Source organism: Azotobacter vinelandii CA (assembly GCF_000380335.1).
GTDB classification, from domain to species: Bacteria; Pseudomonadota; Gammaproteobacteria; order Pseudomonadales; family Pseudomonadaceae; genus Azotobacter; species Azotobacter vinelandii.
Map to the genome: position 1 here is coordinate 547587 of NC_021149.1, position 24793 is coordinate 572379.

Below are 24793 nucleotides of genomic sequence, written 5' to 3' on the forward strand. Positions count from 1 at the left end.
GCCCGGCCGGCCGCGCTCAGTGCACCGGGTTCCGTTGCAGGGGCGCGGCGAGACTGCGCAGCGGCGCCAGTTGGCCGGCGATCAGCGCCAACTGGTTCTGCACCAGGCGCAGCCCGTCGTCCTGCTCTTCGGGCAACTGTTCGAGACGCTGGAGCAGCACCTGCTCGGTCTCGTCGTGCTCGGCCACCGGGCGGTTGCCGGCAAGCTCCAGGGCGATCTCCTCGAGACTGTTGGCCAGGCGCTCGGCGGCCTCGTCGAGCAGCGGGCGGCACTCGGCCTCGGGCAACTGCTCGCGATGCGCGCCGAGCGCGGAGAGGTAGCTCAGCAGGGTGTGGGAAAGGACCAGGAAGCGAAAGCCGACGTCCGCCTCGCGGCGGAACTGGCCGGGCTCCATGAGCATCCCGGCGAGGGTGGTGGACAGCGCCGCGTCGGCGTTGTGCGCGTCGCGCCGGGCCAGGCGGTAGGCCAGGTCGTCGCGCTTGCCGCTGCGGTACTGCAGCATCAGTTGGCGCAGGTAGCGGGCGTTGCACGCCAGGGTGTTGGCCAGCACCCGGTTCAACTGGCGGTCCTGCCAGTCGGGGAGGATCAGGAACACCGCGAGACCGGCGATCAGGCTGCCGAGCAGGGTGTCGACCAGGCGCGGCCAGATCAGTCCGTAGCTGTCGCCGACCTGGTTGAAGCAGGCCAGCACCAGCAGGGTGATCGCCGCGGTGGCCAGGGTGTAGTGGCTGGTCCGGGTAGCGAAGAACACCACCCCGGCGACCACCGCGAACAGCGCCTGCACCTGTAGGCTGGGGAAGAGGGCGAACAGCGCCCAGCCGGCCAGCAGGCCGAGCACGGTGCCGAGGATGCGCTGGCGGACCCGGCGGCGGGTGGCGCCGAAGTTGGGCTGGCAGACGAACAGGGTGGTCAGCAGTATCCAGTAGCCCTGGGTGGGGTGGATCAGGTGCAGCAGACCGTAGCCGGCGGGGAGCGCCACGGCCAGGCGCAGGGCATGGCGGAACGGCCGCGATGCCGGCGTCATCTGCTGGCGCAGGCGGCTCAGGGCCTCGCCGAGCGACTGCGGCTCGCGGTCGAGCAGGCTGTTGTCCTGGGCATCGGCGAGGGCGTCGGGGTTGCGCGCATCCTGCAGCAGGCGGTCGAGATGAATGAGGTTGTCGGCCAGCGCGCCGAGCGAGTACAGCAGGTGGCGCCAAGCCGGATTGCTCTGCATCCGCAGGTGAGCCAGCGAGGTGTGCAGGTCCTCGAGGGCCTGGCTCTGATCGATGCAGTCGAACGGCTGGCGCAGTTCGATGGCCCGCGCCAGGGCCAGACAGGACTTGCCCTGCTGGCGGATCACCAGGCGGCAGCGGAACAGCACGTCGCTGTGGAAGAAGGCCTCGGCCAGCGCGTTGTAGGGATAGTGCGAGGAGCTGGCGCGCTCGTGGATGTCCTGGGCGAGGAAGTACAGCTTCAGGTAGCGGTTCACCTGCGGCGACGGCCGGCCGTTCTCGACCCGGTGCAGGATGATCTCCTTGGCGGCGTTCAGCGCGGCCACCACCCGGCTGTTCCGCTGCGCCAGCTCCAGGCGGCGCTGCCCCACGTCGAGGTGGCGCACCGGCTCGAACAGCGACGCCTTGAGCTTCAGGTACTCGCCCAGCTCGCGGAACACCCGGGCCAGGCTCTGCTGGATCGGCTGGGTGCTGAACAGCGCCTGCCAGATCACCGAGAGCACGCCGTACCAGGCGGCGCCGGCGACCAGCACCAAGGGCTCGCGCCACAGATCGACCGGCGGCCCGCCGCGCTGGTCGATGCCGATCATGGTATAGATCGACAGGATCAAGGTGCCCGAAGCGATGGTGGCATAGCGCTCGCCCAGGGCCCCGAGCATGGTCAGGCCGAAGCTGGACAGCGCCAGGGCGGCGGCGAACTTCCAGGGATAGGGGAACAGCAACTCCACGGCGAAGGCCGCGGCGGCGAAGCACGCCAGGGTCACCAGCAAGGCCTGCAGCCGGCCCTCCCAACTGTCGTCGGTTTCCGCCAGGGCGCTGGCGATGATGCCGAGGAACAGCGGGATGAGCAGGTCCATGCGATCCAGGACCCAGCACAGCGCCATGCTGCCGGTGAGAGCGATGAACACCCGCAGGCTGTAACTGAAGACATGATGGGCCCAGAGCTGGCGGAGGGACTGGCTGAACGGAGTCGAGGGCATGGAGTCGGCCTGGTGGTGGGGACGGAGCATTGTAGGCGCAGGCTTGGCGAGGCGGGAGACCGGTGGCGGCAGTGAAGGAACACATAGAGCAGCGCGGGCTCGACGAGCTTTTCTGGGTTGTTTACGCAGCAGTGAAGTCGTCCTACGGCGGCGAGGCTCTGTACTTCAATTTCTGAGCGGCCTAAGCGGCAGTGAAGGACTTCTGGGTCTTCGACCTGCGGCCGCCGCCTTTCTGAGCTGCCTACACGGCAGCTCAGAAATTTGAAATCGGGTTGTCCCGGATATCGATGAACTTCACTGCCGTGTAGGCAGCTCAGAAAACGGCGATGACCGGGCGGACCGCCGCTCGATTCTTCACTGCCGCGTAGGCCGCTCAGAAATCTTGATCCAGAATCTGCGGCCAGAACGCTGGCTTCACTGCCGTATAAGCAGCCCAGAAATGCATTTGGGACGCCGAGCAGGCCGAAGCCGGCATTGTTCGGCCGTACGTCGATGCGGCCGAGTCGCTCGATGGCTTGTGTCGCGGCCTCGCGGGTCTGTGCCTGGGCGGTGAGGGGGAGCGGCGGAGCCGGCAGGTTCGGATGCTGGCCGAGCCGTTCGCCGGCGGCGGCGATGAGCCGAGTTTTCATGATCGATCTCCTTCCGCCTGCGGTGTCTGTGAGCCGGATGCGAGGACGATAGCCATCTGCCCGGACTGGCACCGTTCCCGGATCGGATTTCGGCGTTCGTCGCATTCTTGCGGTGCCGATGCCGAGGGTTTTTCCCGTGTGCCGGCCGGCAGCGCCAGGTCGCCTCGGCCCTCGTCTATCCTTTCCTGATCCACACGCCTTTGTCGGGGAGCCCATGCCCGCTTTCGCCCGTTGCCTGCGCCGGGCCCTGGCGCTGTCGTCGCTGCTGCTGGCCGTGCTGCCGGCCCTCGCCGCTCCCCCGCCGGTCACGGTGCTGACGGTGGAGGGGGCGATAGGTCCGGCCAGCGCCGACTACCTGATCCGCGGCCTGTCCCGTGCCGAGAAGGAGGGCTCGCAGTTGGTGGTGTTGCGCATCGATACCCCTGGCGGGCTGGACACCTCGATGCGCGCGATCATCAAGGCGATCCTCGCCAGCCCGTTGCCGGTGGCCAGCTATGTGGCGCCGAGCGGTGCGCGGGCGGCCAGCGCCGGCACCTACATCCTCTATGCCAGCCATATCGCCGCCATGGCGCCGGGCACCAACCTCGGCGCGGCGACCCCGGTGCAGATCGGCGGCATGCCCGGTACGCCGCCGCAGCAGCCGGGCCGCTCGCCGCCGGCGGACAAGGGCGACAAGGATGACAAGGCCGGCGAGGAGCCGGCGCCCAGCGGCGAGCCGGCCGACACCCTCAGCCGCAAGCAGATCAACGACGCCGCCGCCTATATCCGCGGTCTCGCCCAGTTGCGCGGGCGCAACGTCGAGTGGGCCGAACAGGCGGTGCGCGAGGCGGTCAGCCTGTCCGCACGGGAGGCGCTGGAGCTGAAGGTGATCGACTACCAGGCCACCGATCTGCCGGATCTGCTGCGCCAACTGGATGGCAAGCGCTATGCGGTGGCCGAGGGCATGGTGACCCTGCGGACCGCGGGCGCCGAGCCGGTTTTCCACGAGCCGGACTGGCGCACCCGGCTCCTGGCGGTGATCACCAATCCCAGCGTGGCGCTGATTCTGATGATGCTCGGCGTCTACGGGCTGTTCTTCGAGTTCTCCAGCCCCGGCTTCGGCCTCGGCGGGGTGCTCGGCGCCATCTGCCTGATTCTCGCCCTCTATGCCCTGCAGTTGCTGCCGGTGAGCTACGCTGGGGTCGGCCTGATCCTGCTCGGCATCGCCTTCATGACGGCCGAGGCCTTCCTGCCCAGTTTTGGCGTGTTGGGCATCGGTGGGGTGGTGGCCTTCGTCATCGGCGCGCTGATCCTGATCGATACCGAGGTGCCCGGCTTCGGCATTCCGCTGCCTTTGATCGTGACCCTGGCGGTGGTCAGCGCGGGGTTGATCGCCTTCATCGTCGGCATGGCGCTGAAGGCGCGCCGGCGCGAGGTGCAGAGCGGCGACGCCGGGCTGGTCGGCAGCCTGACGGCGGTGGTCGCGGTCGAGGCCGGCGATCCGCGGGCCGGCTGGGTGCAATTGCAGGGCGAGCGCTGGCAGGTGCGCAGTCCGCAGCCGCTGCGGTCGGGCCAGGCGGTGCGCGTGGTGGCCCGCCAGGGGCTGCTGCTGGAGGTGGCGGCGGCCGAGCAACCCACTCCCGAAGGAGGCTGACATGGGCTTCGAACTGAGTTTCGGCTTCATCCTGGCGATGCTGGTGGCGCTCTTGCTGTCGGCGTTCCGCATCCTGCGCGAATACGAGCGCGGCGTGGTGTTCCAGCTCGGCCGCTTCTGGAAGGTCAAGGGGCCGGGGCTGATCCTGATCATTCCGGGCATCCAGCAGATGGTGCGGGTCGATCTGCGCACCATAGTGCTCGACGTGCCGACCCAGGACGTGATCTCCCGCGACAACGTTTCGGTGAAGGTCAACGCGGTGATCTATTACCGGGTGCTCGATGCGCAGAAGGCGATCATCCAGGTCGAGGATTATCACGCGGCGACCAGCCAGTTGGCGCAGACCACCCTGCGCGCGGTGCTCGGCAAGCACGAGCTGGACGACATGCTGGCCGAGCGCGAGAAGCTCAACAGCGACATCCAGCAGGTGCTGGATGCGCAGACCGACGCCTGGGGCATCAAGGTGGCCAACGTCGAGATCAAGCACGTCGATCTCGACGAATCGATGATCCGCGCCATCGCCCGGCAGGCCGAGGCCGAGCGCGAGCGACGGGCCAAGGTGATCCATGCCGAGGGCGAGCTGCAGGCCTCGGAAAAGCTCATGCAGGCCGCCGCCATGCTCGGCCGCGAGCCCGGCGCCATGCAGTTGCGCTACATGCAGACCCTGGGCGCCATCGCCGGCGACAAGAGCTCGACCATCGTCTTCCCGCTGCCCATCGAGCTGCTGCAAGGGCTCAGGGAACGGGACCGGCAGGCATAGGGCCGTCGACGTCACTCCACGCGGCTTGCGGAGAGTAGCGTCAACAGGCTTTGGAGCGCTTGCGCCGGGGTTCGCCGGCAAGCGGTCCGCATGCGGCCGGCGTTCGGGGGCGCGGGATGGGCGGGAAACGACAGGCAATACCCGTAGGGCGAGGAGACAGCCATGCGTATCGGGATACCCAGGGAACTCAAGAACCACGAATACCGGGTCGGTCTGACGCCGTCCTCGGTGGCCGAGCTGAGCGCTCTCGGCCACGAGGTCTGGGTCGAAAGCCGGGCCGGCGCCGCCATCGGCTTCGCCGACCCGGACTACCGGGCCGCCGGGGCGCACATCGCCACGGACGGCGCGGCGCTCTACGAGGCCGCCGAACTGATCGTCAAGGTCAAGGAGCCGCTGGCCGAGGAGCGCGCCCGCCTGCGCCCGCACCACACCCTGTTCACCTACTTGCACCTGGCCCCGGACCGGGCGCAGACCGACGATCTGCTGGCCAGCGGCGCCACCTGCATCGCCTACGAGACGGTCAGCGACGCCCAGGGCCGCCTGCCGTTGCTGGCGCCGATGTCCGAGGTCGCCGGACGGATGGCGATCCAGGCCGGCGCCCACTGCTTGGAAAAGGCCCAGGGCGGGCGCGGCGTGCTGCTCGGCGGAGTGCCCGGGGTGCCGGCCGGCAAGGTCGCGATCCTCGGCGGCGGGGTGGTGGGCAGCCAGGCGCTGGCCATGGCCGTCGGCCTGGGCGCGGAGGTCACCGTGCTCGACCGCGATCTGGACGTCCTGCGCCGGCTGGACGCCCGCTACGGCAACCGCATCGCCACCCTGCACGCCACGGGGGCGGCGGTGCGCGAGCAGGTGCTGGCGGCGGATCTGGTGATCGGTGCCGTGCTGATCCCCGGCGCGGCGGCGCCCAAGCTGATCGGCGCGGAAATGGTCGCGCGGATGAAGCCCGGCGCGGTGCTGGTGGACGTGGCCATCGACCAGGGCGGCTGCGCCGAGACCTCGCATCCGACCACCCACGCCGAGCCGACCTATGTGGTCGATGGCGTGGTGCACTACTGCGTGGCCAACATGCCCGGCGCGGTGGCCCGCACCTCGACCCTGGCGCTGAACAACGCGACCCTGCCGTTCGTCGTCGCCCTGGCGGAGAAGGGCGTGCGCCGCGCCCTGGAGGAAGATCCGCACCTGCGCGACGGCCTCAACCTGGCGCGCGGCCAGCTCGCCTGCGCCAGCGTGGCCGAAGCCCACGGCCTGCCGTACCGCAACGCCGCCGAGTTGCTGGCGCGGTTGTGAGCGGCGGGGAATCGCTCCGGCCACGCTGACGGCGAGACGCCCGCGCGCGAGTGCATTCATCCATCCGCGATTCAGGCACATTCCGTATCGCGGATGAATCCGCTCCTCCCGCCGAAGGCTTTGCGCTCGGTTTGACTTGTGAACCGATCAGTCCTAAATTCACTCCATGACTCGCGGACGCCCTCGTACCTTCGATCCGGAACGGATGCTCGAACAGGCCATGCAGATGTTCTGGCGGCACGGCTACGAAGCCACCTCGCTGCAGGACCTGCTGACGGCGACCGGCCTGTCGAAGAGCAGCCTGTACCAGACCTATCCGAGCAAGCGCGCCCTGTTCGCGGCGGCGCTGCGCCATTACTGCGCCCAGCGCCGCCGCGAACTGCGCGAGCGCCTGCAGGCGGCCGTCTCGCCGCGCGAGTTCCTGCGCGGCTGGTTGTGTTGCGCCCTGGAGGAGGAGTGCGCCGGCGAGGCGCCGCGCGGCTGCATGCTGGTCAACGTGGCCAGCGAGTTTTCCCAGGCCGACGCGGAGATCGCCGCCTTGCTGCGCAGCGGGGTCGAGGGGCTGCGCCAGGTGCTGGTCGAGGCCCTGCGGCGCGCCCAGGATTGCGGCGAGCTGGATGCGGCGGCCGATGTGCAAGTGCTGGCCGGCTATCTGCAGTGCGTGATGAACGGCCTGCGCACCCAGCGCAAGGCGGGAGCCTCGGTCGAGGCCCTGCGCGCGACGATCGAGGTGGCCCTGGGGTGTCTGCGGTGACGATTCGCCTGTTTTTGGACCGGTAAGTCCCGATAAAAGGAGATGGATATGCGCGAACTGTACGAGCTTCGTGGGAGTTCCCCCGAAGTGCTGTTTTCCCCCTACTGCTGGCGGGTGCGCCTGGCCCTGGCGCACAAGGGGCTGGACTTCGTCAGCCGTCCGGTGCGTTTCACCGACAAGGAGGCCCTGGCCTTCTCCGGCCAGACGCTGGTGCCGGTGCTGCGCGACGGCGAGACCACGGTCCACGACAGTCTGGCGATCTTCCGCTATCTGGACGAGCGTTATCCGCAGCCCAGTCTGCTCGGCGGCGCGCTGGGCGAAAGCCGCTTGCGGCTGATCGACCGGCTGATCGGCCAGGACCTGCGTCCGGCGCTGGTCCGCCTGCTGCTGCCGCGCGTGCTGGCCAGCATCGATCCGCCGGACCGCGACTACTTCCGCCAGACCCGCGAGAAGAGCCTGGGCATGTCCCTGGAGGCCTTCGCCGACCGCGACGCCGGGCAGGCGCAACTGGCGCGGGCGCTGCAGCCGCTCGACGCCATGCTGAAGGGGCAGTCCTGGCTGGACGGAGCGGAGCCGGCCGGCGCCGATTACCTGATCGGCGGCTTCTTCTTCTGGGCCTGGACCCTGGGCGAGCAGCTCTGGCCCGGGGATTCGCCGACCGGCGACTGGTTCCGCCGCCTGCTGGCTTTCTGCGAAGAGCGCCAGGGAGCAGTGCGGCGCGCCACCAACGACTGAGGAAACACGTCAATGATCGATCTCTACTACTGGACCACCCCCAACGGCCACAAGATCACCCTCTTTCTCGAGGAAACCGGACTGGATTACCGCCTGCGCCCGGTGAACATCGGCAAGGGCGAGCAGTTCGCCCCGGAGTTCCTCCGGATCGCCCCGAACAACCGGATTCCGGCGATCGTCGACCATGCGCCGGACGACGGCGGCGAGCCGCTGGCGCTGTTCGAGTCCGGCGCCATCCTCGAATACCTGGCGGACAAGAGCGGGCGCTTCCTGCCCCGGGAAACCCGCCCGCGTTTCCAGGCATTGCAGTGGCTGTACTGGCAGATGGGCGGGCTGGGGCCGATGGCCGGACAGAACCACCACTTCGTCCGCTATGCGCCGGAACCGATTCCCTACGCCATCGAGCGCTACGTGAAGGAGACCACGCGCCTGTACGGTGTGCTCGACCGCCAGTTGCAGGGGCGCGACTACGTGGCCGGCGACTACTCCATCGCCGACATGGCGATCTACCCCTGGGCCAAGCTCTGGGAGGGGCAGCGCCAGCGCATCGAGGACTTCCCCGCCATGGCCGCCTGGCTCGAACGCATCGCCGCGCGGCCGGCGGTGCAACGCGCCTATGCCCTGGCCGAGCAGGTCAACGCCGACCCCGGCGCGCTGCTCACCGCCGAGGCGCGCCGGGTGCTGTTCGGTCAGGAGCGCTGAGCCGGGGGCGCCGGGCCGGGAACGCCGCTCAGCCCGGCCGGTAGGCCGGGTCGAGCGGCGGCGGGTCGCTGTCGGCCCGGTGGATGCGGCTGCGTCCGCCGGCCTTGGCCCGGTACATCGCCTGGTCGGCTTCGCACAGCAGTTTTTCGTGGCTCTGCCCGCGGCATATGCTGATGCCGATGCTGGCGCTCAGGCTGACCTGCGCATCGCCGAGCTGCACCGGCTGGCCGAGCGAGTGGAGGATGCGCTCGGCCAGGGCGTGGGCTTGCTCCTCGGAGCCGATGGCCTCGCAGATCAGCACGAATTCGTCGCCGCCCAGCCGGGCCACCAGGTCGGTGGCGCGGGCGCTGGCCTGCAGGCGTCCGGCGATCTGCAGCAGCAACTGGTCGCCGGCGGCATGTCCGTAGCGGTCGTTGATCGCCTTGAAACCGTCGAGATCGATCAGGATCAGCGCGAGCAGTTCCTGCTTGCGCTGGGCGCGCTGCCAGGCCTGGGTCAGGCGCTGGTTCAGGCCGATGCGGTTGGCCAGGCCGGTGAGCGGGTCCTGCAAGGCGATGGCGCTGAGGCGCGCGTTGGCCTCGGCGAGGGCTGCGGTGCGCTCGGCCACCCGCCGTTCGAGCAGACGCTCCTGCTCCTGCAGGGTCCTGAGGGCTTCCTGCTGGCTGCGCAGGACGGCCTCGCGGGCCTCCAGCTTGAGGCGCTTGAGCTCGCCCAGGCGGGCCGCCAGGCCGAAGGAGAGCAGCAGCATCTCCAGCGCCGAGCCGAACTGGACGCTGTTGGCGGTGACCAGGTTGCTCGGCAGCAGGGTGAAGTTGCGCAGCGACATGAGCACTACTCCAGCCATCAGCGCCAGCTCGGCGAGCACGAAGATGCGTGCGCCCGGCGAGCGCCGCAGCAGGCCGGCCAGGCCGCAGGCGAGCAACAGCAGGATGCCGCCGATACTGATCACGGAGAGCGTCTGCAGCGCCCGGTCGACCGGTAGCAGCAGGCTGCCCAGGGTCACTCCGAAATGCAGGGCGCAGGCCTGGCCGAGCAACTCGTGCCAGCGCGGCAGGGCGTGACGGGTATCGAGGAATTCGCGGGTGAACAGGGTGCCCAGGGCCAGGGCGAGGGCCAGGAAGAACGGCAGGGCGCGATTGTCCAGCTCGCTGCCGTCGCTCCACAGGTACTGGGCGCCGAGCCCCGACTGGGCGAGCATGCCGCCGCCGAGGCTGGCGGCGAACAGTACGTAGAGCAGGAAGTTGCGTTCGCGCAGGGCGAAAAACAGCAACAGGTTGTAGCTGCACAGGGCAGCCAGCATGGCCATGTAGCCGCTCTGCAGCATCAGCGTCAGACGGCTGTGGCGGGCGAAGGCGGCGCTTTCCCAGAGCTGCGCGTCCAGGGTCAGGGTGCCGCTCGACTGGGTGCGGAAGAACAGGCTGCGCCGTTCGCCGGGAGCCAGGCGCACGCTGAAGGCCGGCGACAGGTGGGGGCTGTCGCGCTGTCCGGCGGGTACCCGGTCGCCGCCCAGCAGGGGGGCTTCGCCGATGCCGAACAGCTCGATGCGGTCGAGGGAGGGGTAGAGGAACTCGATCTGCCACTCGCGGACTTCCTTCGCCCGTGATTCGAGATCCAGGCGCAGCCAGACGATGTCGCGGGTGTAGCCGAAGTTCAGGTCGTGGCGACCGGCCGCCGGGGCGAACGCCTGGCCGCTGGCCATGACCTCCTCGGCCTGCAGCCGGCCGCCGGGGTCGTGCAGCAACTGCAGGTGGGGATGCAGGTCCAGTGACCGTTCGCTGCCGTCCAGGCGCAGGGCGGCGGGCTCGTCCTGCCGGCCGGCGATCGCCGGCGAGGCCCCGTGCAGCAGGCCCAGCAGCAAGGCGAGACGTACACAGATGCGCCAGCGCGGAAAGCGTTCGCCCGTTCCCTGACTCCCACATGCTGACAAAGCCATCGATGATGCGCTCCTCCTGGCTGCTCAAGGCTGGCTCGATCGATCGTCGGGCGGAGCCGGGGCCGTGCCGGCCGGTGCCCTCGTGGGCTTCGCCGAATCCTTCGGGACCGTTGCCCGGCATTCGCGGCCACTGCGAAGCGCAAGCCTCGACGGCTGGCGGGCGGCGGCTCTTCCGAGGTCGTAGGTGTTTCCCTCGTCGGAGCGCCAGGGGCGAGCGGTCGCTAGCGCTTCGGTGGCGGTGAATTCGTTCGCAATGCTTCCGTCCTACAGTCCGTCGCGGACGAATCCGCTCCTGCGCCCCTTGCCGGCGAGCGGCCGATCGACGTTCGACCGAAGACCTGGAAGGGGCTGGACCCTAAGTGAAGAACGGAACGTTCGATCCCGCCAGTCGCTAATCCGCCAATTCGTCGTGCCGCCAGCCGGGGCGGCCATCCTCGGGGCGCAACTGGAAGAACAGGGTGGCGCCGAACATCGCCAGCAGGCCGACGCAGACATAGGTGCCCTGGAAGGCGGCGAGCAGCGAGTCGCCCTGGGCCGCGCCGTCGGCACTGAAACCGTTGAGCAGGGCGGCACCGATGCCCACGCCGAGGCTCATGGACAGTTGAACCACCACCGACAGCAGGCTGTTGCCGCTGCTGGCGTCGCGGGTGGGCAGGTCGATCAGGGCGACGGTGTTCATCGCCGAGAACTGCAGGGAATTCACCGCGCCGATCAGCCCCAGGTGCAGGAGCAGGAGCGCATAGGGCGTGTCGCCGTCGACCAGCGCCAGGCTGGCCAGCAGGGCTCCGATCAGCAGGGTGTTGCCGACCAGTACCCGGCGGTAACCGAGACGTTCGATCAGGCGGGGCGCCAGCGGCTTCATGGCCATCGAACTCAGGGCCACGGGAATCATCGCCATGCCCGCCTGGCTCGGCGAATAGCCCAGGCCGAGCTGCAGCAGCAGCGGCGTGAGGAAGGGCAGGGCGCCGCTGCCCAGGCGGGTGAACAGGTTGCCGAGCACGCCGATGGCGAAGCTGTGGGTGCGGAACAGGCCGGGCGAGAACAGCGGCGCCTCGGCGAAGACGGCGCGCAGCCAGTAGGCGGCCAGGCAGGCCAGGCCGGCGAGCAGCAGCAGCACGACCCGGGCGTGCGGCAGATGCAATTCGCCGAGGCCTTCCAGGGCGATGCTGATCAGCAGCATGGCGGCGCCGAACAGCGCGAAGCCCGGCGTATCGAAGCGCGTCCGCTGCAGCCCGCGCAGATCGGGCATCAGGCGCGCGGCGACCAGGCAGCCGAACAGGCCGACCGGCAGGTTGAGCAGGAAGATCCAGTGCCAACTGGCGTACTCCACCAGCCAGCCGCCGAGGGGCGGGCCGAGCAGCGGGCCGAGCAGCGCCGGCATGGTGACGAAGCTGAGCACCCGCACCAGTTCCGTGCGCGGATAGGCGCGCAGCACCACCAGCCGTCCCACCGGCATCATCAGGGCGCCGCCGAAGCCCTGCAGCACCCGCGCGGCGACCAGTTGCGGCAGCGAAGCGGAGAGCGCGCAGAGCAGCGAGCCGAGGGTGAACAGCAGGATCGAGCCGAGGAACACCCGGTGGGTGCCGAAGCGGTCGGAGATCCATCCGGAGGCTGGCATCAGCACCGCCACGCTGAGCATGTAGGCGATCACCACCGACTGCATGCGCAGCGGGTCCTCGGCCAGATCCCTGGCCATCGTCGGCAGGGCGGTGTTGAGGATGGTGCCGTCGAGCATCGGCATGAATTGGGCGGTGGCGATGATCCAGGGCAGCAGGCGGGCGGTGCGGGGGGAGAGCGGCAGGGCGGTGGGCATGGGGTGTCCTGGCTGGGATACCCGTGCAGTTTAGGGCCTGGCGGCGAAGATTTCCCCACCGCGTCGCCACGGCGGCCGAGGGCGGCCCGCCTTGTGCGAGCGGCGATGTCCTTCTATGACTTAAGGGTCCGCTTGTGCGGGCTCGTCCGAAGAGGAAAAGGAGATTCGTGATGCGTTCCCTCTCTCTGTCCGTTTTCCTGCTGACCCTGGCCGGCGCCCTGCCGGCGGTCGCCGGCGAGTGGCCCAGCGGCGCCCGCGAGGCGTTCATCCGCGACTGCCTGGCCGGCGCCAAGGCCCGCCACGAGGAAGGAACGGCGCGGCGCTACTGCGAATGTTCGGCCGACCGCGTCGCCGCCGAGTTCAGCAGCGCCGAACTGCGCGAACTGCAGGGCGCGAAGCAGGTGCCGGCGCCGATGCATGAGCGTCTGCTCAAGACTTCCACCGGTTGTCTGTCGCAGCTCAACCGACAACAGTGAGGAGCGGCGGCGGTGCGGTCCTGAGATTGGCGGCGCCGCTCGCCGGGGTGCCCGCGGCGCGGGATGCGGCGCTCGATCTGCTCAAGTGGCTGGCGTTCGCCAGCATGCTGCTCGACCACTTGCGCCTGGTCTGGCCGCAGCGGATCTGGTTGTACGTGCCGGGACGGCTGGCATTTCCCTTCTTCTGCCTGATTCTCGCCGTCAACCTGGCCCGGCCCCGCCCCGAAGCGCTGCGGCGGGCGGCCCTGGCCCGCTATTGCGGCTGGCTGCTGGCTTTCGCCCTGCTCTCCGAATGGCCGTACCGGCTGCTGGTCGACGCGCCGGACAGCTTCAACGTGCTGCCGACCCTGGCGCTCGGCCTGCTGCTGGCCAACGGCGTGCGCCCGTGTTCGCCGGCCGAGCGCCTGCTCGCGATCGTCGCCCTGGGCGTGGCGCTGACGCTGGGCGAGCGGCTGATGTTCGGCGTCGCCGGCGTGCTCCTGCCGGCCGCCTTCCTGCTCGCCCTGCGGCGCCCGCGCTGGGGCTGGCTGCTGCCGGCCGGGGTGACGGTGGTGGCCAACTACTGGCCGCCGATCTATGTCGATGCGCTGCTCGGTCAGCGTTTCGCCCTGTCGGTGGTCTTCGCCTGTTTCCTCGCTGCGCCTCTGGGGCTGCTTCTGCTGCGACTGACGCCCGGCTTTCCGGTGCCGCCGCTGCGGCACTGGGCCTATGCCTTCTATCCGGGGCATTTGCTGCTGCTTTACGGCCTGCGCGAGTGGCTGCGTTAATCGAGTGAGTCATCAACTCGTTGCAATGTTTCTAGGAAAAACAGCTGCTTACTGGGTAGTGAAGTTCACTGGTCAAGGCACTGCGACAGCAAATAAGCGACAGCTTCTTGAAAGGGCTCTGAAAGCTTCCCGTGATAGTTTTTCGAAAAAGCACACGCGATAGAAAGAGTTCAATCTTTCCATGTGTGCTTTCAAGTCGCTATTGCCAATAGCGGGTCATGAATAAAAACAATGGGTATCTCTATATGTGCCAGACGCATTGCACAAAAACGCTCCTTCCTCCATAGCACTGTACTTGCTCGAGCTGGTGCCCCATCGAGCGGCGGCTGATCATTTTCCGGAAACTCGGCTGATACGTCGGCCGATGCGCGCCGGTCTGCGCCCTTATTGAAGGGCAATGGCCGTCGATAAAGCATGCGCCATGCATTTCTGGAGTCTGAAAATGGCTGCATCTCGAGAAATCGAATGCCTTGCGAGTTGGTAACGAGGAAAGCCATGACTAATCTCAGTCCATCGAAAGACTCGGTAGAATATCAAACGATGAGGAAGCTGGGCTTTCGCCTGATTCCCTTCTTGGTACTTTGCTATTTCATCGCCTATGTGGATCGCGTCAATATCGGTTTTGCCGCGCTGACCATGAACGAAGATCTTGGCCTGAGCGCCTCGGTATTCGGTTTCGGAAGCAGCCTGTTCTTTGTGGCTTATGTCTTGTTTGAAATGCCAAGCAACATAGCCATGGAGCGATTCGGCGCCCGGCGCTGGATTGCCCGCATCATGATTACTTGGGGCCTCGTTGGCTTCTTGTCCGCCTTCGTCGTCGGGCCTATTTCCTTTTCGGTGTCCAGATTCCTGCTGGGAGCCGCCGAGGCGGGCTTTTTCCCTGGGGTGATCCTGTATCTGACCCAGTGGTTTCCGAAGGCTTACCTGGCCAGGATCATTGCGTTCTTCATGGTTGCGATTCCGCTTTCGAGTTTCTTCGGGTCCCCACTTTCGGCACTCCTGCTGAAACTTGACGGTTTCTGGCAGTTCCAAGGATGGCAGTGGCTATTGATGTTGGAAGCTATACCGGCCATCGTGTTGGGCTTATTGGCACTGGTCTGCTTGCCCAGCAAGCCGTCCGAAGCCAAATGGCTTGCCGCCGAACAAAAAGAGTGGCTGGAAGCACAGCTCAAGAAGGAGGTGATCGAGCGCCAAGAGCATGCGCAAGATGGGAAGCATGATCACGGCGGCAAGATCAAGGCGGTTCTGACGAATAAGTATGTGTGGCTGCTGGCCCTCGTGTATATGGGCAGTTCCGCAACGAGCAATACGCTGTCCTTGTGGATGCCGCAGATCCTGAAGTCGTTCGAACTCACCAATACGCAGGCCGGCTTGCTCAATATGATCCCATTCGGGATTGCTGCCGCGTTCATGATCTTCTGGGGGATTCGTACCGATAAAAGTGGCAAGCGTGTGTTGAATACGGCGCTGCCGTTGGCACTGACCTCAATCAGTTTCGCGGCAACGCTGCTGACCGGCTCGTTGGTCGTCACGCTGATTCTGCTGACACTGGTGTTGATGGGCAATTACGCCATTAAAGGCCCGTTCTGGTCGCTGACCTCTGAAACGCTTTCGCCGGCCTCGTCTGCCGCGGGGATTGCCGCAATCAATACGCTTGCCCATCTGGGTACGGGCGGCATGAGTGCGCTGATCGGCTACCTGAAGCATGAAACTGGAAGTTTCCCGGTAGCTCTGTTGCCGCTTTGTGCACTCACTGCCGTTGGTTGCATGCTGGTTCTGCTTATCGGCTACCGCAATACCAGGATGAATAGTGCGAGGCCCCTGATGAACTGAGCCAAGCCGATCGCGGCGCTGCTCCGGGGGGGCTTCAGGGATTGTCGCCCCCCTCTCTTCGGTTCGGCATCGGCAAGCGTTCCATCCGATGGATATCCATGCGAAAAACGCCAAGGACAATGTTTCAGGTATGGATTCCGAGCGCTTCTGTATGAGCGCCAGCCCTGCACCGGGCTCCGCCGGGTCGCCTCGGTCTTCCCCCGTCCGCTCCATCCCCGTCGCTGCCCATCTCTATATCCTGTGCTTGCCGGCATCCGGCCATGTTCCTGCCCGGCCGAGCGCCCGCACCTGACCCGTACCGGAGGAGATCCTCATGGCCCCATTAATCCTTCGTGCCTTGCTGGCGACCGCCACTCTGTCGTTGTGCAGCGTCCAGGCCGCCGAGCCCGGACCGCCGCAATGCATCGTCCCCGCGGCGATCGGCGGCGGCTTCGACCTGCTCTGCAAGCTGACGCGCCAGGCGCTGCAGGAGGCCGGGCTGACCCACCAGCCGATGGATATCTCCTACATGCCGGGCGGGGTCGGCGCGGTGGCCTACAACGCCGTCGTCGCCCAACGATCGGCCGAGCCCGGTACCCTGGTGGCCTTCTCCAGCGGCTCGCTGCTCAACCTCGCTCTGGGCAAGTTCGGCCGCTTCGACGAAACCGCGGTGCGCTGGCTGGCGATGATCGGCACCAGCTACGGCGCCCTGGCGGTGCGCGCCGATTCGCCCTACCGGACCCTCGACGATCTGCTCGCCGCGCTCCGGAGGGACCCGGATTCGGTGATCGTCGGCTCAGGCGGCACTGTCGGCAGCCAGGACTGGATGCAGCTCGCCCAACTCGTCCGGCAGGCCGGCATCGATCCGCACGAGCTGCATTACATCGCCCTGGAAGGCGGCGGGGAAATCGCCACGGCACTGGCGGCCGGTCATGTACAGGTGGCCAGCACGGACATTTCCAACGCCATGCCGCACCTCAACAGCGGCGCCGTCCGCCTGCTCGCGGTGTTCGCTGAGCGGCGCCTGGACGAGCCGGCGATGGCCTCTATCCCGACCGCCCGCGAGCAGGGCTACGACGTGGTTTGGCCGGTGCTACGCGGCTTCTATATGGGGCCGCAGGTGAGCGATGCCGACTACGCCTGGTGGAGGAAGACCTTCGACCGGCTGCTCGCTTCTGAGGACTTCGCCCGCCTGCGTCAGCGCTACGGACTGCTGCCCTTCGCTCTGACCGGCCCCGCGCTGGAGGCCCATGTGCACCGGGAGGTCGCCCGCTACCGGGAAATGGCCCGGGACTTCGGCCTGACCCACTGAGCCGGTCTCGCTCTCCAGCCCCGGTCGGGCGGGGGTGACCCAGCCGATGCTCTCACGCCGCGCCGCGCAGCCGGGCGATGCGCTCGTCCTTCTCTTCCCACAGGCGGCTCACCCAGGCCTGCACGAAGCGGCGGAAATCCGCGTCGCTCTGGTAGTTGTCCTGCCAGAGGGCCGGATCCAGTTCGCGGGTCTGGATGTCGACGATCACCCGTGCCACCCGGCCGCTGATCAGCTCCCAGAATCCGGGAACGCGCCGGCCGGGGTAGACCAGGGTGACGTCCAGCAGCGCATCCAGTTGCGGGCCGAGGCTGGCCAGGGCGAAGGCCAGGCCGCCGGCCTTGGGGCGCAGCAGGTAGCGGTAGGGTGAGGCCTGGCGGGCGTGCTTGAGCGGGGTGAAGCGGGTGCCTTCCAGATAGTTGACCAGCGTCACCGGGATGCCGCGAAAGCGTGCGCAGGCGCGCCGGGTGATCTCCAGGTCCTCGCCGCGCCTCTCCGGGTAGCGTTCCAGGTAGGCCTTGGAGTGACGTTTCATGAACGGGTAGTCGAGGGCCCAGAAGGCCAGCCCGAGGAAGGGAATCCAGATCAGTTCCCGCTTGAGGAAGAACTTGAAGAAGGGCACCCGGCCGCCGAGAGCCTCCAGCAGCGTGGGGATGTCCACCCAGCTCTGGTGGTTGCACACCAGCAGGTAGGAACGGTCGCGGCGCAGCCCGGCGCTGCCGCGGACGTCCCAGACGGTGGGGAGGAGTCGGGCGAAGATGCGCTTGCCGATTTCCACCCAGCCCTCGGCGCAGCACATCACCCCGCGCGCGCAGTACGCCTTCAGGGGCCGGCCGGGCAGGATCAGTCTGAGCAGGGCGAGCAGTAGCAGCGGGACGATCATCAGCAGGGTGTCGATCAGCAGCAGGAGAAGGACGCCTAGGGCGGTGAGCAGTGGGCGCATGGAGAATCCTTGTCGGCAGGGGCGGGCATCATAAGGGCGAAGCGGGGCGGCTGGCAGTATCCGCATGCCTCCACGGGCGGAGAATGGCGGAAGGGCGGTTCCGGGACGATTTCGCCGCTCGGGTTCCCGGCGGGGATTTCCTCTCGTATCTGTGACTCGCTGCCGGGCTGGTCGACCGCTTCCGGCGATCTTCGTCTCGATCCCTCGATCTGCTCGAGAGCGGGCCGATAGCGGGGATCGGCGAGAAGCGGGAAGCGTTGGCGGCGCGAATCGCGGCCGCGGTGGCATCTTCGGCATTTCCCGGCGGGCATCGGCGCCCCGGACATGCTCTTCGACGTGGCCGCGGGCCATGCCGCGTCGTCGATCAGCGCAACGCCGCCGGCGCAGACCCGGGAACCGATCGAGGACATCCGCAGCCCGCGCGCTGCCGAGGCGGCCATCGCCCACCGGGCGGTCGAGCCGCGGCAGAAGGCCGGTGCCTTCGGGCGCCGGTCTTCGGTTCGACGCCCCTATTCGTCGTTGCTCGGCTCCAGCCCGCCGGGCAGGGCCGCTGAACGCTGCAAGGCCTCATGAGGCCGTCATACAGTTGATCGACCATTGGTCGGTTTTCCTATAAAACACAGCGTGTGGGTAAACAAAGGAGTAACACCATGAGCAGTGAAAAAAGCGAAACAAAGTGCCCATTCAACCACGCCGTCGGCGGCGGAACCTCGAACCGTGACTGGTGGCCGAATCAGTTGCGACTGGATCTGCTGCACCAGCACTCCTCCAAGTCCAATCCCATGGACGAGGGATTCGACTACGCCGAAGAGTTCAAGGGCCTCGACCTGGAAGCCGTGAAGCAGGATCTGCGCACGCTGATGACCGACTCGCAGGACTGGTGGCCGGCGGACTTCGGGCAGTACGGCCCCTTGTTCATCCGCATGGCCTGGCACAGCGCCGGCACCTACCGCGTCGGCGACGGCCGCGGTGGCGCGGGACGCGGCCAGCAGCGCTTCGCTCCGCTCAACAGTTGGCCCGACAACGTGAGTCTCGACAAGGCGCGCCGCCTGATCTGGCCGATCAAGCAGAAGTACGGCCGCAAGATTTCCTGGGCCGACCTGATCATCCTCACCGGCAACGTCGCCCTGGAGTCGATGGGCTTCAAGACCTTCGGTTTCGCCGGCGGGCGCGAGGACGTGTGGGAGCCGGACCAGGACGTCTACTGGGGCCGGGAAACCACCTGGCTGGCCACCAGCGACAAGCCCAACAGCCGTTACTCCGGCGACCGCGATCTGGAGAATCCGCTGGCCGCCGTGCAGATGGGCCTGATCTACGTCAACCCGGAAGGCCCGGACGGCAACCCCGATCCGCTCGCCGCCGCCAGGGACATCCGCGAAACCTTCGCCCGCATGGCGATGAACGACGAGGAGACCGTCGCCCTGATCGCCGGCGGCCACACCTTCGGCAAGACCCACGGCGCTGGCGATGTGTCGCATGTGGGGGCCGATCCGGAAGCGGCCGATCTCGAAGCGCAGGGCCTGGGCTGGAGGAACAGCTTCGGCAGCGGCAAGGGTGCCGATACCATCACCAGCGGCCTGGAGGTCACCTGGACTTCCACCCCGACCAGATGGAGCAACAACTTTTTCTGGAACCTGTTCGGCTACGAATGGGAGCTGACCAAGAGTCCGGCCGGCGCGCACCAGTGGGTCGCCAAGGGGGCCGGCGCATCGATCCCGCATGCCCACGATCCGTCGAAGAAGCTGCTGCCGACCATGCTGACCACCGACCTGGCCCTGCGCTTCGATCCCGCCTACGAGAAGATCGCCCGGCGCTTCTACGAGAATCCGGACGAGTTCGCCGATGCCTTTGCCCGCGCCTGGTTCAAGCTGACCCACCGCGACATGGGCCCGCGCGCCCGTTACCTGGGCCCGGAAGTGCCGGCCGAGGAACTGATCTGGCAGGACCCCGTTCCGGCGCTCGATCATCCCCTGATCGACGCGCAGGACATCGCCGCCCTCAAGACCAGGGTGCTGGCGTCGGGCCTGTCGGTTTCCGAGCTGGTATCGACCGCCTGGGCCTCGGCATCCACCTTCCGTGGCTCGGACAAGCGCGGCGGCGCGAACGGCGCGCGCATCCGCCTGGCGCCGCAGAAGGATTGGGAAGTCAACCAGCCCGAGCGACTGGCGAAGGTGCTGAACACCCTGGAAGGCATCCAGGCCGAGTTCAACGGCTCCGCGCCCGGCGGCAAGAAGGTCTCGCTCGCCGACCTGATTGTGCTGGCCGGCGGCGCGGCCGTCGAGCAGGCGGCGAAGAGCGCCGGCTTCGATGTGACGGTTCCCTTCGCCCCGGGCCGCACGGACGCCGCGCAGGAGCAGACCGATGTGCATTCCTTCGCCGTGATGGAGCCGGTCGCGGACGGCTTCCGCAATTACCTCAAGGGCCGCTACGTCGTGCCGGCCGAGCACCTGCTGATCGACAAGGCGCAATTGCTGACCCTGACGGCGCCCGAGCTGACGGCGCTCATCGGCGGCCTGCGCGTGCTGGACAGCAACTTCGGCCAGACCCGGCACGGCGTCTTCACCGGGACGCCGGGGACGCTGAGCAACGACTTCTTCGTGAACCTGCTCGACATGGGTACGGAGTGGAAGGCGCTCTCGGAGGACAAGGACCTGTTCGAAGGGCGCGACCGCAAGACGGGCGAACCCAGGTGGACCGGCACGCGCGTCGATCTGGTCTTCGGCTCGAACTCCCAACTGCGGGCCCTGGCCGAGGTCTATGCCAGTGCGGACGCGCAGAAGAAGTTCGTCGAGGACTTCGTGGCCGCCTGGACCAAGGTGATGAACCTCGACCGGTTCGACCTCGCCTGATCCTGCCGACGGGGGCGGGGTTTTCCCGCGCCCCGGTCTCGGGCGTCCGCCGGGTACAGCATCGATCGCGGACGAGTCCGCCCCTGCGGGCTCGCGCTTCCCTCCGGCGGGAGCGGATTCATCCGCGATCGGGCCGGCCGGCTCCCCTCGCGAAACCCTCCCTTCGATCCTTTCCCCGTGTGCGGGGCTGTCCCCCCTCGCGTGGCGCCGGGCCGAGATTCAAAGCGAGTGCTGGACTGCGCGGCGCGCCCGCTGCCAGCGGGCGGCCCGCTCGCCCAGTTCGGCCATGTTGTCGAGGCCCGTGCGCCGGGCGCGGTTGAACAGGATCAGGGCGATTTCGGCGGTGGCCAGGGCGTCGGCCGCAGCGTGGTGGCGCCGGGACATGTCCAGGCCGAAATACTGTATCCACTGGTCCAGGCCGCCCGGATGGACGAGGGCCTCGGGGAACAGCATGGGTGCGAGATCGGCGACGTCGAGGAAGGGGTGGCGCAGCCTGTAGCCCAGCTCGTCCTTCAGCGCGCGGCCCAGCATGCGCTGGTCGAAGGGGGCGTGGAAGGCGAGGAACACGCAGTCGCCGGCATATTCCATGAAGCGCAGCAAGGCTTCGGCCGGCGCGGTGCCGACGGCCAGGGCGCTGGGCGCGATACCGTGGATCAGCACGCTTTCGGTCACGCTTTTCAGGCGCCGCCGCAGGGTGCACTCGAACTGCCGGGAGAGGTCGATGGCGTCGTTCTCGATGAGCACGGCGCCGATCGACAGGACGACGTCGCGCTCGACGTTGAGGCCGGTGGTCTCCAGGTCGAGCACCACGAAACGCTGGGCGTGCAGCGGGCGGCTGTCCAGGTGCGGCGCCGTCGGCAGGCGGCGCAGGCGGCGCCGCTGGTCGTCGTCGAGCGGCGGCCTGTCGATGCCCAGGGAAGACAGGAAGGCGAACGGATTCATCCGATTTGCGCGAGAACCCCCGTACTTTGAGTGCGGGGAGGGATAGCGCGGCGCCCGCAGGGCGCCCCTGTTCTCGCTGCCTCCTTCTCAGGTGGTTGCTATCTTTACATTAATTTGATTATTTTGTGAGACATGACAAAACGCGCCTACAAGTACCGCTTCTACCCGACTCCAGAACAAGCAGAACTGCTTGCCAGGACGTTCGGTTGCGTGCGTTCCGTCTACAATCGCATCCTGCGCTGGCGTACCGATGCCTTCTACCAGGAGCAGAAGAAGATCGGCTATACGGCGGCCAGCAGTCGCCTGACCGCGCTCAAGAAGCAACCGGAGCTGGCTTTTCTCAATGAAGTCAGTGCGGTGCCATTGCAGCAGTGCCTTCGCCACCAGCAGGCTGCGTTCAAGAACTTTTTCGAGGGTCGAGCGAAGTACCCGGTCTTCAAGAAGAAACGGCACCGGCAGTCCGCCGAGTTCACCAGCTCGGCCTTCCGCTACCGAGACGGCAAGCTGTTCCTGGCCAAGTGCGACGAGCCCCTGGCGATCCGCTGGAGTCGGCCACTTCCTGGTGAGCCTTCCACGGTCACGATTTCCCGGGACTCTGCAGGGCGGTACTTCGTCTCCTGCCTGTGCGAGTTCGAACCCGAGGCACTGCCCGTCACGCCGAAGACGATCGGCATCGACATGGGCATCAAAGACCTGTTCGTCACCAGCGAGGGCGAACGGATCGGCAATCCCCGCCATACGGCCAAATACGCCACCCGTCTGGCTAGGGCACAGCGTCGACTGAGCAAGAAGAAACTCGGCTCGGAGAACCGCGCCAAGGCCCGACTGAAAGTGGCCCGTATTCACGCCAAAATTTCCGATTGCCGAGCGGACAGCTTGCACAAGCTGTCCCGCAGACTGATTAACGAGAACCAAGTGGTCTGCGCTGAAACCCTTGCCGTGAAGAATATGATCCGCAATCCGAAACTGAGCAAAGCCATTGCCGATGCGGGATGGGGCGAATTGACGCGCCAGATCCAGTACAAAGGTGAATGGGCCGGTCGGCAGATCGTCCAGATCGACCGCTGGTATCCCTGCTCGAAACGCTGTGCCTGCTGCGGGCATATCCTTGAGCGCCTGCCGCTGGATGTTCGCCGCTGGAGTTGCCCGGAATGCGGAACCGAGCATGACCGCGACGTGAACGCCGCGATCAACATTAAAGCCGCCGGGCTGGCGGTGTTAGCCCTTGGAGAGAACGTAAGCGGCATGGGTCAAGTATCCGTGTCCTGTTCTCAGTGAATTGGGAATCCCCTTCCTTCAGGGAGGGGAGCAGTCAAAGCTGGTATCGCACGCTCAGTCGGCTCTGCAGGCGCTGCGCCTGGCGGAAGGACTCCCGCAGTATGCGCTGGTCGAGGCTGTTGAGGGTATCGGGGTCGAGGCGGTTGCCGAGCGGGCGGCCTTCGTGCTGCTGGCGTTGGTGGTGCTGCATGCGCATCAGTTGGATGAAGTGGTAGGCCTCCTCGTAGGATGCCGCGTCCTTGGGATCGATCACCCCCCTGGCCGCCAGTTGCCGGAAGCGTTCGAGGGTGTTGCTGTCGTGGATGCCGTTGGCCAGGGCGAGGATGCGCGCGCCGTCGACGAAGGGCGTCAGGCCTTCCACCTTGAGGTCCAGGGTGTCCTTCTCGGCGCCGTGGCTGGCCACCACGAAGTCGCGCAGGAAGCGGCCGATCGGCGGTCGATGCTGCATGGCGTTGGCGGCCATCATGCGCTGGAACAGGGCGTTGTCGGCGATCATTTCCAGCAGGTCGTCGAGCAGCTCGCGGCAGTGTCGGGTCGGCCCCCAGACCGGGCGCAGGTCGAAGAAGATGGTCGAGCGCAGCAGGTTCTCGGCGCTCGGCGACTGGATGATGCCGCCGAAGCGACGCAGCCACTCCTGGCGCGACAGGCAGAGTTCGGGGTTGCCGGCCATGACGTTGCCCTTGCACAGGCTGAAGCCGCACGCATCCAGCGCCAGGTTGATCTCGCGGGCCAGCGGCAGCAGGCGCTGGCGGATGGTCTCGGCCTCGGCCTGGCCGGCTGCCTCGAAGAGGATGCCGTTGTCCTGGTCGGTGTGCAGCGTCTGCTCGCGACGCCCCTCGCTGCCGAACGCCAGCCAGGTGAAGGGCACGCCCGGATCGCCGTGCTTTTCCAGCATCAGCTCGATCACCCGGCTCACGGTGTGGTCGTTGAGTTGGGTGATGATATGGGTCAACTGCGCCGGGCTGGCACCGTGGGCGAGCATGTGGTCGATCAGCCGGGCGATGTCGCCGCGCAGGGCGGCCAGGGCGGCCACGCTGCCGGCGCTGCTGATGGTGCGCGCCAGGTGCACCAGGTCGACGCGCTGCAGGGAGAACAGGTCGCGCTCGGAGATCACCCCCACCAGGCGGTCGTTCTCCACCACGCAGATGTGCGCGATGTGCCGCCGGGTCATGGTCAGCGCGGCGTCGAAGGCGGTGGCCGAGGGCGGCAGGCGGGCCGGGTCGCGGACCATCAGTTCGTCCAGCGGCTGTTCGAGGTCGCCGCTACCCTCGGCGATCACCTGGCGCAGGTCGCGCAGGGTGAAGATGCCGACCGGGAACTCGGCCGCATCGACCATCACCAGGCTGCCGACCTGGTGCTCGTTCATCAGCCGCACCGCCTCGCGCAGGCTGGTGCCGCCGGTGCAGAAGACCGGGCGGCGCGCGGTCAGTTCGCCGAGGCGGGTATCCAGCGAGTACTGCGCGCCGAGGGTTTTCGCGGCCTTGAGCTGGACCTGCTGGTTGACCAGGTCGAGCAGGCTGCTGACTCCGCGCAGGGCGAAGTCGCGGAACGGGTCGGAGTCGGTCAGCAGCCTGGCGAAGGCCTGGCGTTCGAGGAGCAGGCAGAAGCTGTCCTCGGCGGCGATGTAGTCGGTGCGGGTCGGCCGCTCGCCGACCATCGCCGCCATCGGGAAGCATTCGCCCGGAGCGATCTCCATGGTGGTGTCGATGCCGTTGCCGGAGAGGCTGGGACGCTGGCCGAGGACATGGCCCTGCTTGACGATGTGCAGGTGCTCGACCCGCCCGTCCGCCGGCTTGACGATGGAGTCGCCCGCCGCGTAGAAGCGCAGCCGGCAATGTTCCACCAGATAGGCCAGATGGCCGCTTTCCATCTGGTCGAACGGCGGGAACTGGAGGAGGAACTGCATGGTGCCCTGGATGTTCTGCATGACTGCGGTCTTGCCGGCTTCGGCGAAAGCGTCCGTCTTGCTCATCGGTTGTTCTC

At 67.3% G+C, this 24793-nt stretch carries 20 protein-coding genes; 13 read left to right on the forward strand and 7 right to left on the reverse strand.

Annotation, left to right across the window (positions count from 1 at the left end; genetic code table 11):
• Window positions 1–16: 16 nt before the first annotated feature.
• The gene (gene yccS / locus AVCA_RS02620) at window positions 17–2191 is read right to left on the reverse strand and encodes a YccS family putative transporter (protein ID WP_012699250.1); all 2175 of its coding nucleotides are present in this window, start codon (window positions 2189–2191) and stop codon (window positions 17–19) included.
• 843 nt (window positions 2192–3034) lie between these two features.
• Between yccS and AVCA_RS02625 the strand changes: the two genes are divergently transcribed.
• The 6 genes from AVCA_RS02625 to AVCA_RS02650 all read left to right on the forward strand — a co-directional run bounded on the left by AVCA_RS02625 (window position 3035) and on the right by AVCA_RS02650 (window position 8688).
• Window positions 3035–4453, forward strand: a complete 1419-nt coding sequence (locus AVCA_RS02625) for an NfeD family protein (RefSeq protein WP_012699254.1) — start codon at window positions 3035–3037, stop codon at window positions 4451–4453.
• Between the two features lies 1 nt (window position 4454).
• Complete coding sequence (locus AVCA_RS02630; RefSeq protein ID WP_012699255.1) at window positions 4455–5213, forward strand: slipin family protein; 759 nt, start codon at window positions 4455–4457, stop codon at window positions 5211–5213.
• A 162-nt stretch (window positions 5214–5375) separates the two neighbouring features.
• On the forward strand, window positions 5376–6497 hold the full coding sequence (ald, locus tag AVCA_RS02635) for an alanine dehydrogenase (protein WP_012699256.1): 1122 nt from the start codon (window positions 5376–5378) through the stop codon (window positions 6495–6497).
• A 166-nt stretch (window positions 6498–6663) separates the two neighbouring features.
• A complete protein-coding gene (locus AVCA_RS02640) occupies window positions 6664–7251 on the forward strand; it encodes a TetR/AcrR family transcriptional regulator (RefSeq protein WP_012699257.1) in 588 nt (195 codons plus the stop codon).
• A gap of 48 nt (window positions 7252–7299) precedes the next feature.
• Window positions 7300–7986: a glutathione S-transferase N-terminal domain-containing protein gene (locus tag AVCA_RS02645; protein WP_236616337.1), complete on the forward strand. Its 687-nt coding sequence runs from the start codon at window positions 7300–7302 to the stop codon at window positions 7984–7986.
• Between the two features lie 12 nt (window positions 7987–7998).
• A complete protein-coding gene (locus tag AVCA_RS02650; RefSeq protein ID WP_012699259.1) occupies window positions 7999–8688 on the forward strand; it encodes a glutathione S-transferase N-terminal domain-containing protein in 690 nt (229 codons plus the stop codon).
• 28 nt (window positions 8689–8716) lie between these two features.
• Here AVCA_RS02650 and AVCA_RS02655 read toward each other — a convergent pair whose 3' ends face one another.
• Together AVCA_RS02655 and mdtD are read right to left on the reverse strand one after the other, a co-directional pair.
• A complete protein-coding gene (locus tag AVCA_RS02655) occupies window positions 8717–10621 on the reverse strand; it encodes a diguanylate cyclase (RefSeq protein WP_012699260.1) in 1905 nt (634 codons plus the stop codon).
• A 391-nt stretch (window positions 10622–11012) separates the two neighbouring features.
• The gene (gene mdtD, locus AVCA_RS02660; protein ID WP_012699261.1) at window positions 11013–12434 is read right to left on the reverse strand and encodes a multidrug transporter subunit MdtD; all 1422 of its coding nucleotides are present in this window, start codon (window positions 12432–12434) and stop codon (window positions 11013–11015) included.
• Between the two features lie 170 nt (window positions 12435–12604).
• Between mdtD and AVCA_RS02665 the strand changes: the two genes are divergently transcribed.
• A complete protein-coding gene (locus tag AVCA_RS02665) occupies window positions 12605–12910 on the forward strand; it encodes a hypothetical protein (RefSeq protein ID WP_012699263.1) in 306 nt (101 codons plus the stop codon).
• Between the two features lie 26 nt (window positions 12911–12936).
• Window positions 12937–13677, forward strand: a complete 741-nt coding sequence (locus AVCA_RS02670; protein WP_012699264.1) for a TraX family protein — start codon at window positions 12937–12939, stop codon at window positions 13675–13677.
• A 191-nt stretch (window positions 13678–13868) separates the two neighbouring features.
• On the opposite strand, the gene AVCA_RS26300 is transcribed toward AVCA_RS02670, so the two are convergent.
• Window positions 13869–14174: a hypothetical protein gene (locus tag AVCA_RS26300; RefSeq protein ID WP_175555935.1), complete on the reverse strand. Its 306-nt coding sequence runs from the start codon at window positions 14172–14174 to the stop codon at window positions 13869–13871.
• Here AVCA_RS26300 and AVCA_RS02675 point away from each other — a divergent pair.
• Together AVCA_RS02675 and AVCA_RS02680 are read left to right on the forward strand one after the other, a co-directional pair.
• Window positions 14092–15510 carry an MFS transporter gene (locus tag AVCA_RS02675; protein ID WP_012699265.1) on the forward strand — a complete coding sequence of 473 codons (1419 nt, stop codon included), beginning with the start codon at window positions 14092–14094 and terminating at the stop codon, window positions 15508–15510. The two genes, AVCA_RS26300 and AVCA_RS02675, sit on opposite strands and share 83 nt — an antisense overlap.
• Before the next feature lie 313 nt (window positions 15511–15823).
• A complete protein-coding gene (locus AVCA_RS02680) occupies window positions 15824–16801 on the forward strand; it encodes a Bug family tripartite tricarboxylate transporter substrate binding protein (RefSeq protein WP_012699266.1) in 978 nt (325 codons plus the stop codon).
• A gap of 52 nt (window positions 16802–16853) precedes the next feature.
• On the opposite strand, the gene AVCA_RS02685 is transcribed toward AVCA_RS02680, so the two are convergent.
• Window positions 16854–17741 (reverse strand): acyltransferase, encoded by an 888-nt coding sequence (locus AVCA_RS02685; RefSeq protein ID WP_012699267.1) that lies wholly within the window; start codon window positions 17739–17741, stop codon window positions 16854–16856.
• 324 nt (window positions 17742–18065) lie between these two features.
• Here AVCA_RS02685 and AVCA_RS02690 point away from each other — a divergent pair, with 324 nt between their 5' ends.
• Entirely contained in the window at window positions 18066–18314 is a 249-nt protein-coding gene (locus tag AVCA_RS02690; protein ID WP_012699268.1) for a hypothetical protein, read from the forward strand.
• A 77-nt stretch (window positions 18315–18391) separates the two neighbouring features.
• Entirely contained in the window at window positions 18392–20590 is a 2199-nt protein-coding gene (gene katG / locus AVCA_RS02695; protein ID WP_012699269.1) for a catalase/peroxidase HPI, read from the forward strand.
• 219 nt (window positions 20591–20809) lie between these two features.
• Here the strand turns inward: katG and AVCA_RS02700 are convergent, their stop codons facing one another.
• A complete protein-coding gene (locus AVCA_RS02700) occupies window positions 20810–21532 on the reverse strand; it encodes a 3'-5' exonuclease (protein WP_012699270.1) in 723 nt (240 codons plus the stop codon).
• Window positions 21533–21664: 132 nt separating this feature from the next.
• Here AVCA_RS02700 and AVCA_RS02705 point away from each other — a divergent pair, with 132 nt between their 5' ends.
• Window positions 21665–22810: an RNA-guided endonuclease InsQ/TnpB family protein gene (locus AVCA_RS02705; protein WP_012699271.1), complete on the forward strand. Its 1146-nt coding sequence runs from the start codon at window positions 21665–21667 to the stop codon at window positions 22808–22810.
• Window positions 22811–22844: 34 nt separating this feature from the next.
• On the opposite strand, the gene AVCA_RS02710 is transcribed toward AVCA_RS02705, so the two are convergent.
• The gene (locus AVCA_RS02710) at window positions 22845–24782 is read right to left on the reverse strand and encodes a putative nucleotidyltransferase substrate binding domain-containing protein (protein WP_012699272.1); all 1938 of its coding nucleotides are present in this window, start codon (window positions 24780–24782) and stop codon (window positions 22845–22847) included.
• Window positions 24783–24793 lie beyond the last annotated feature (11 nt).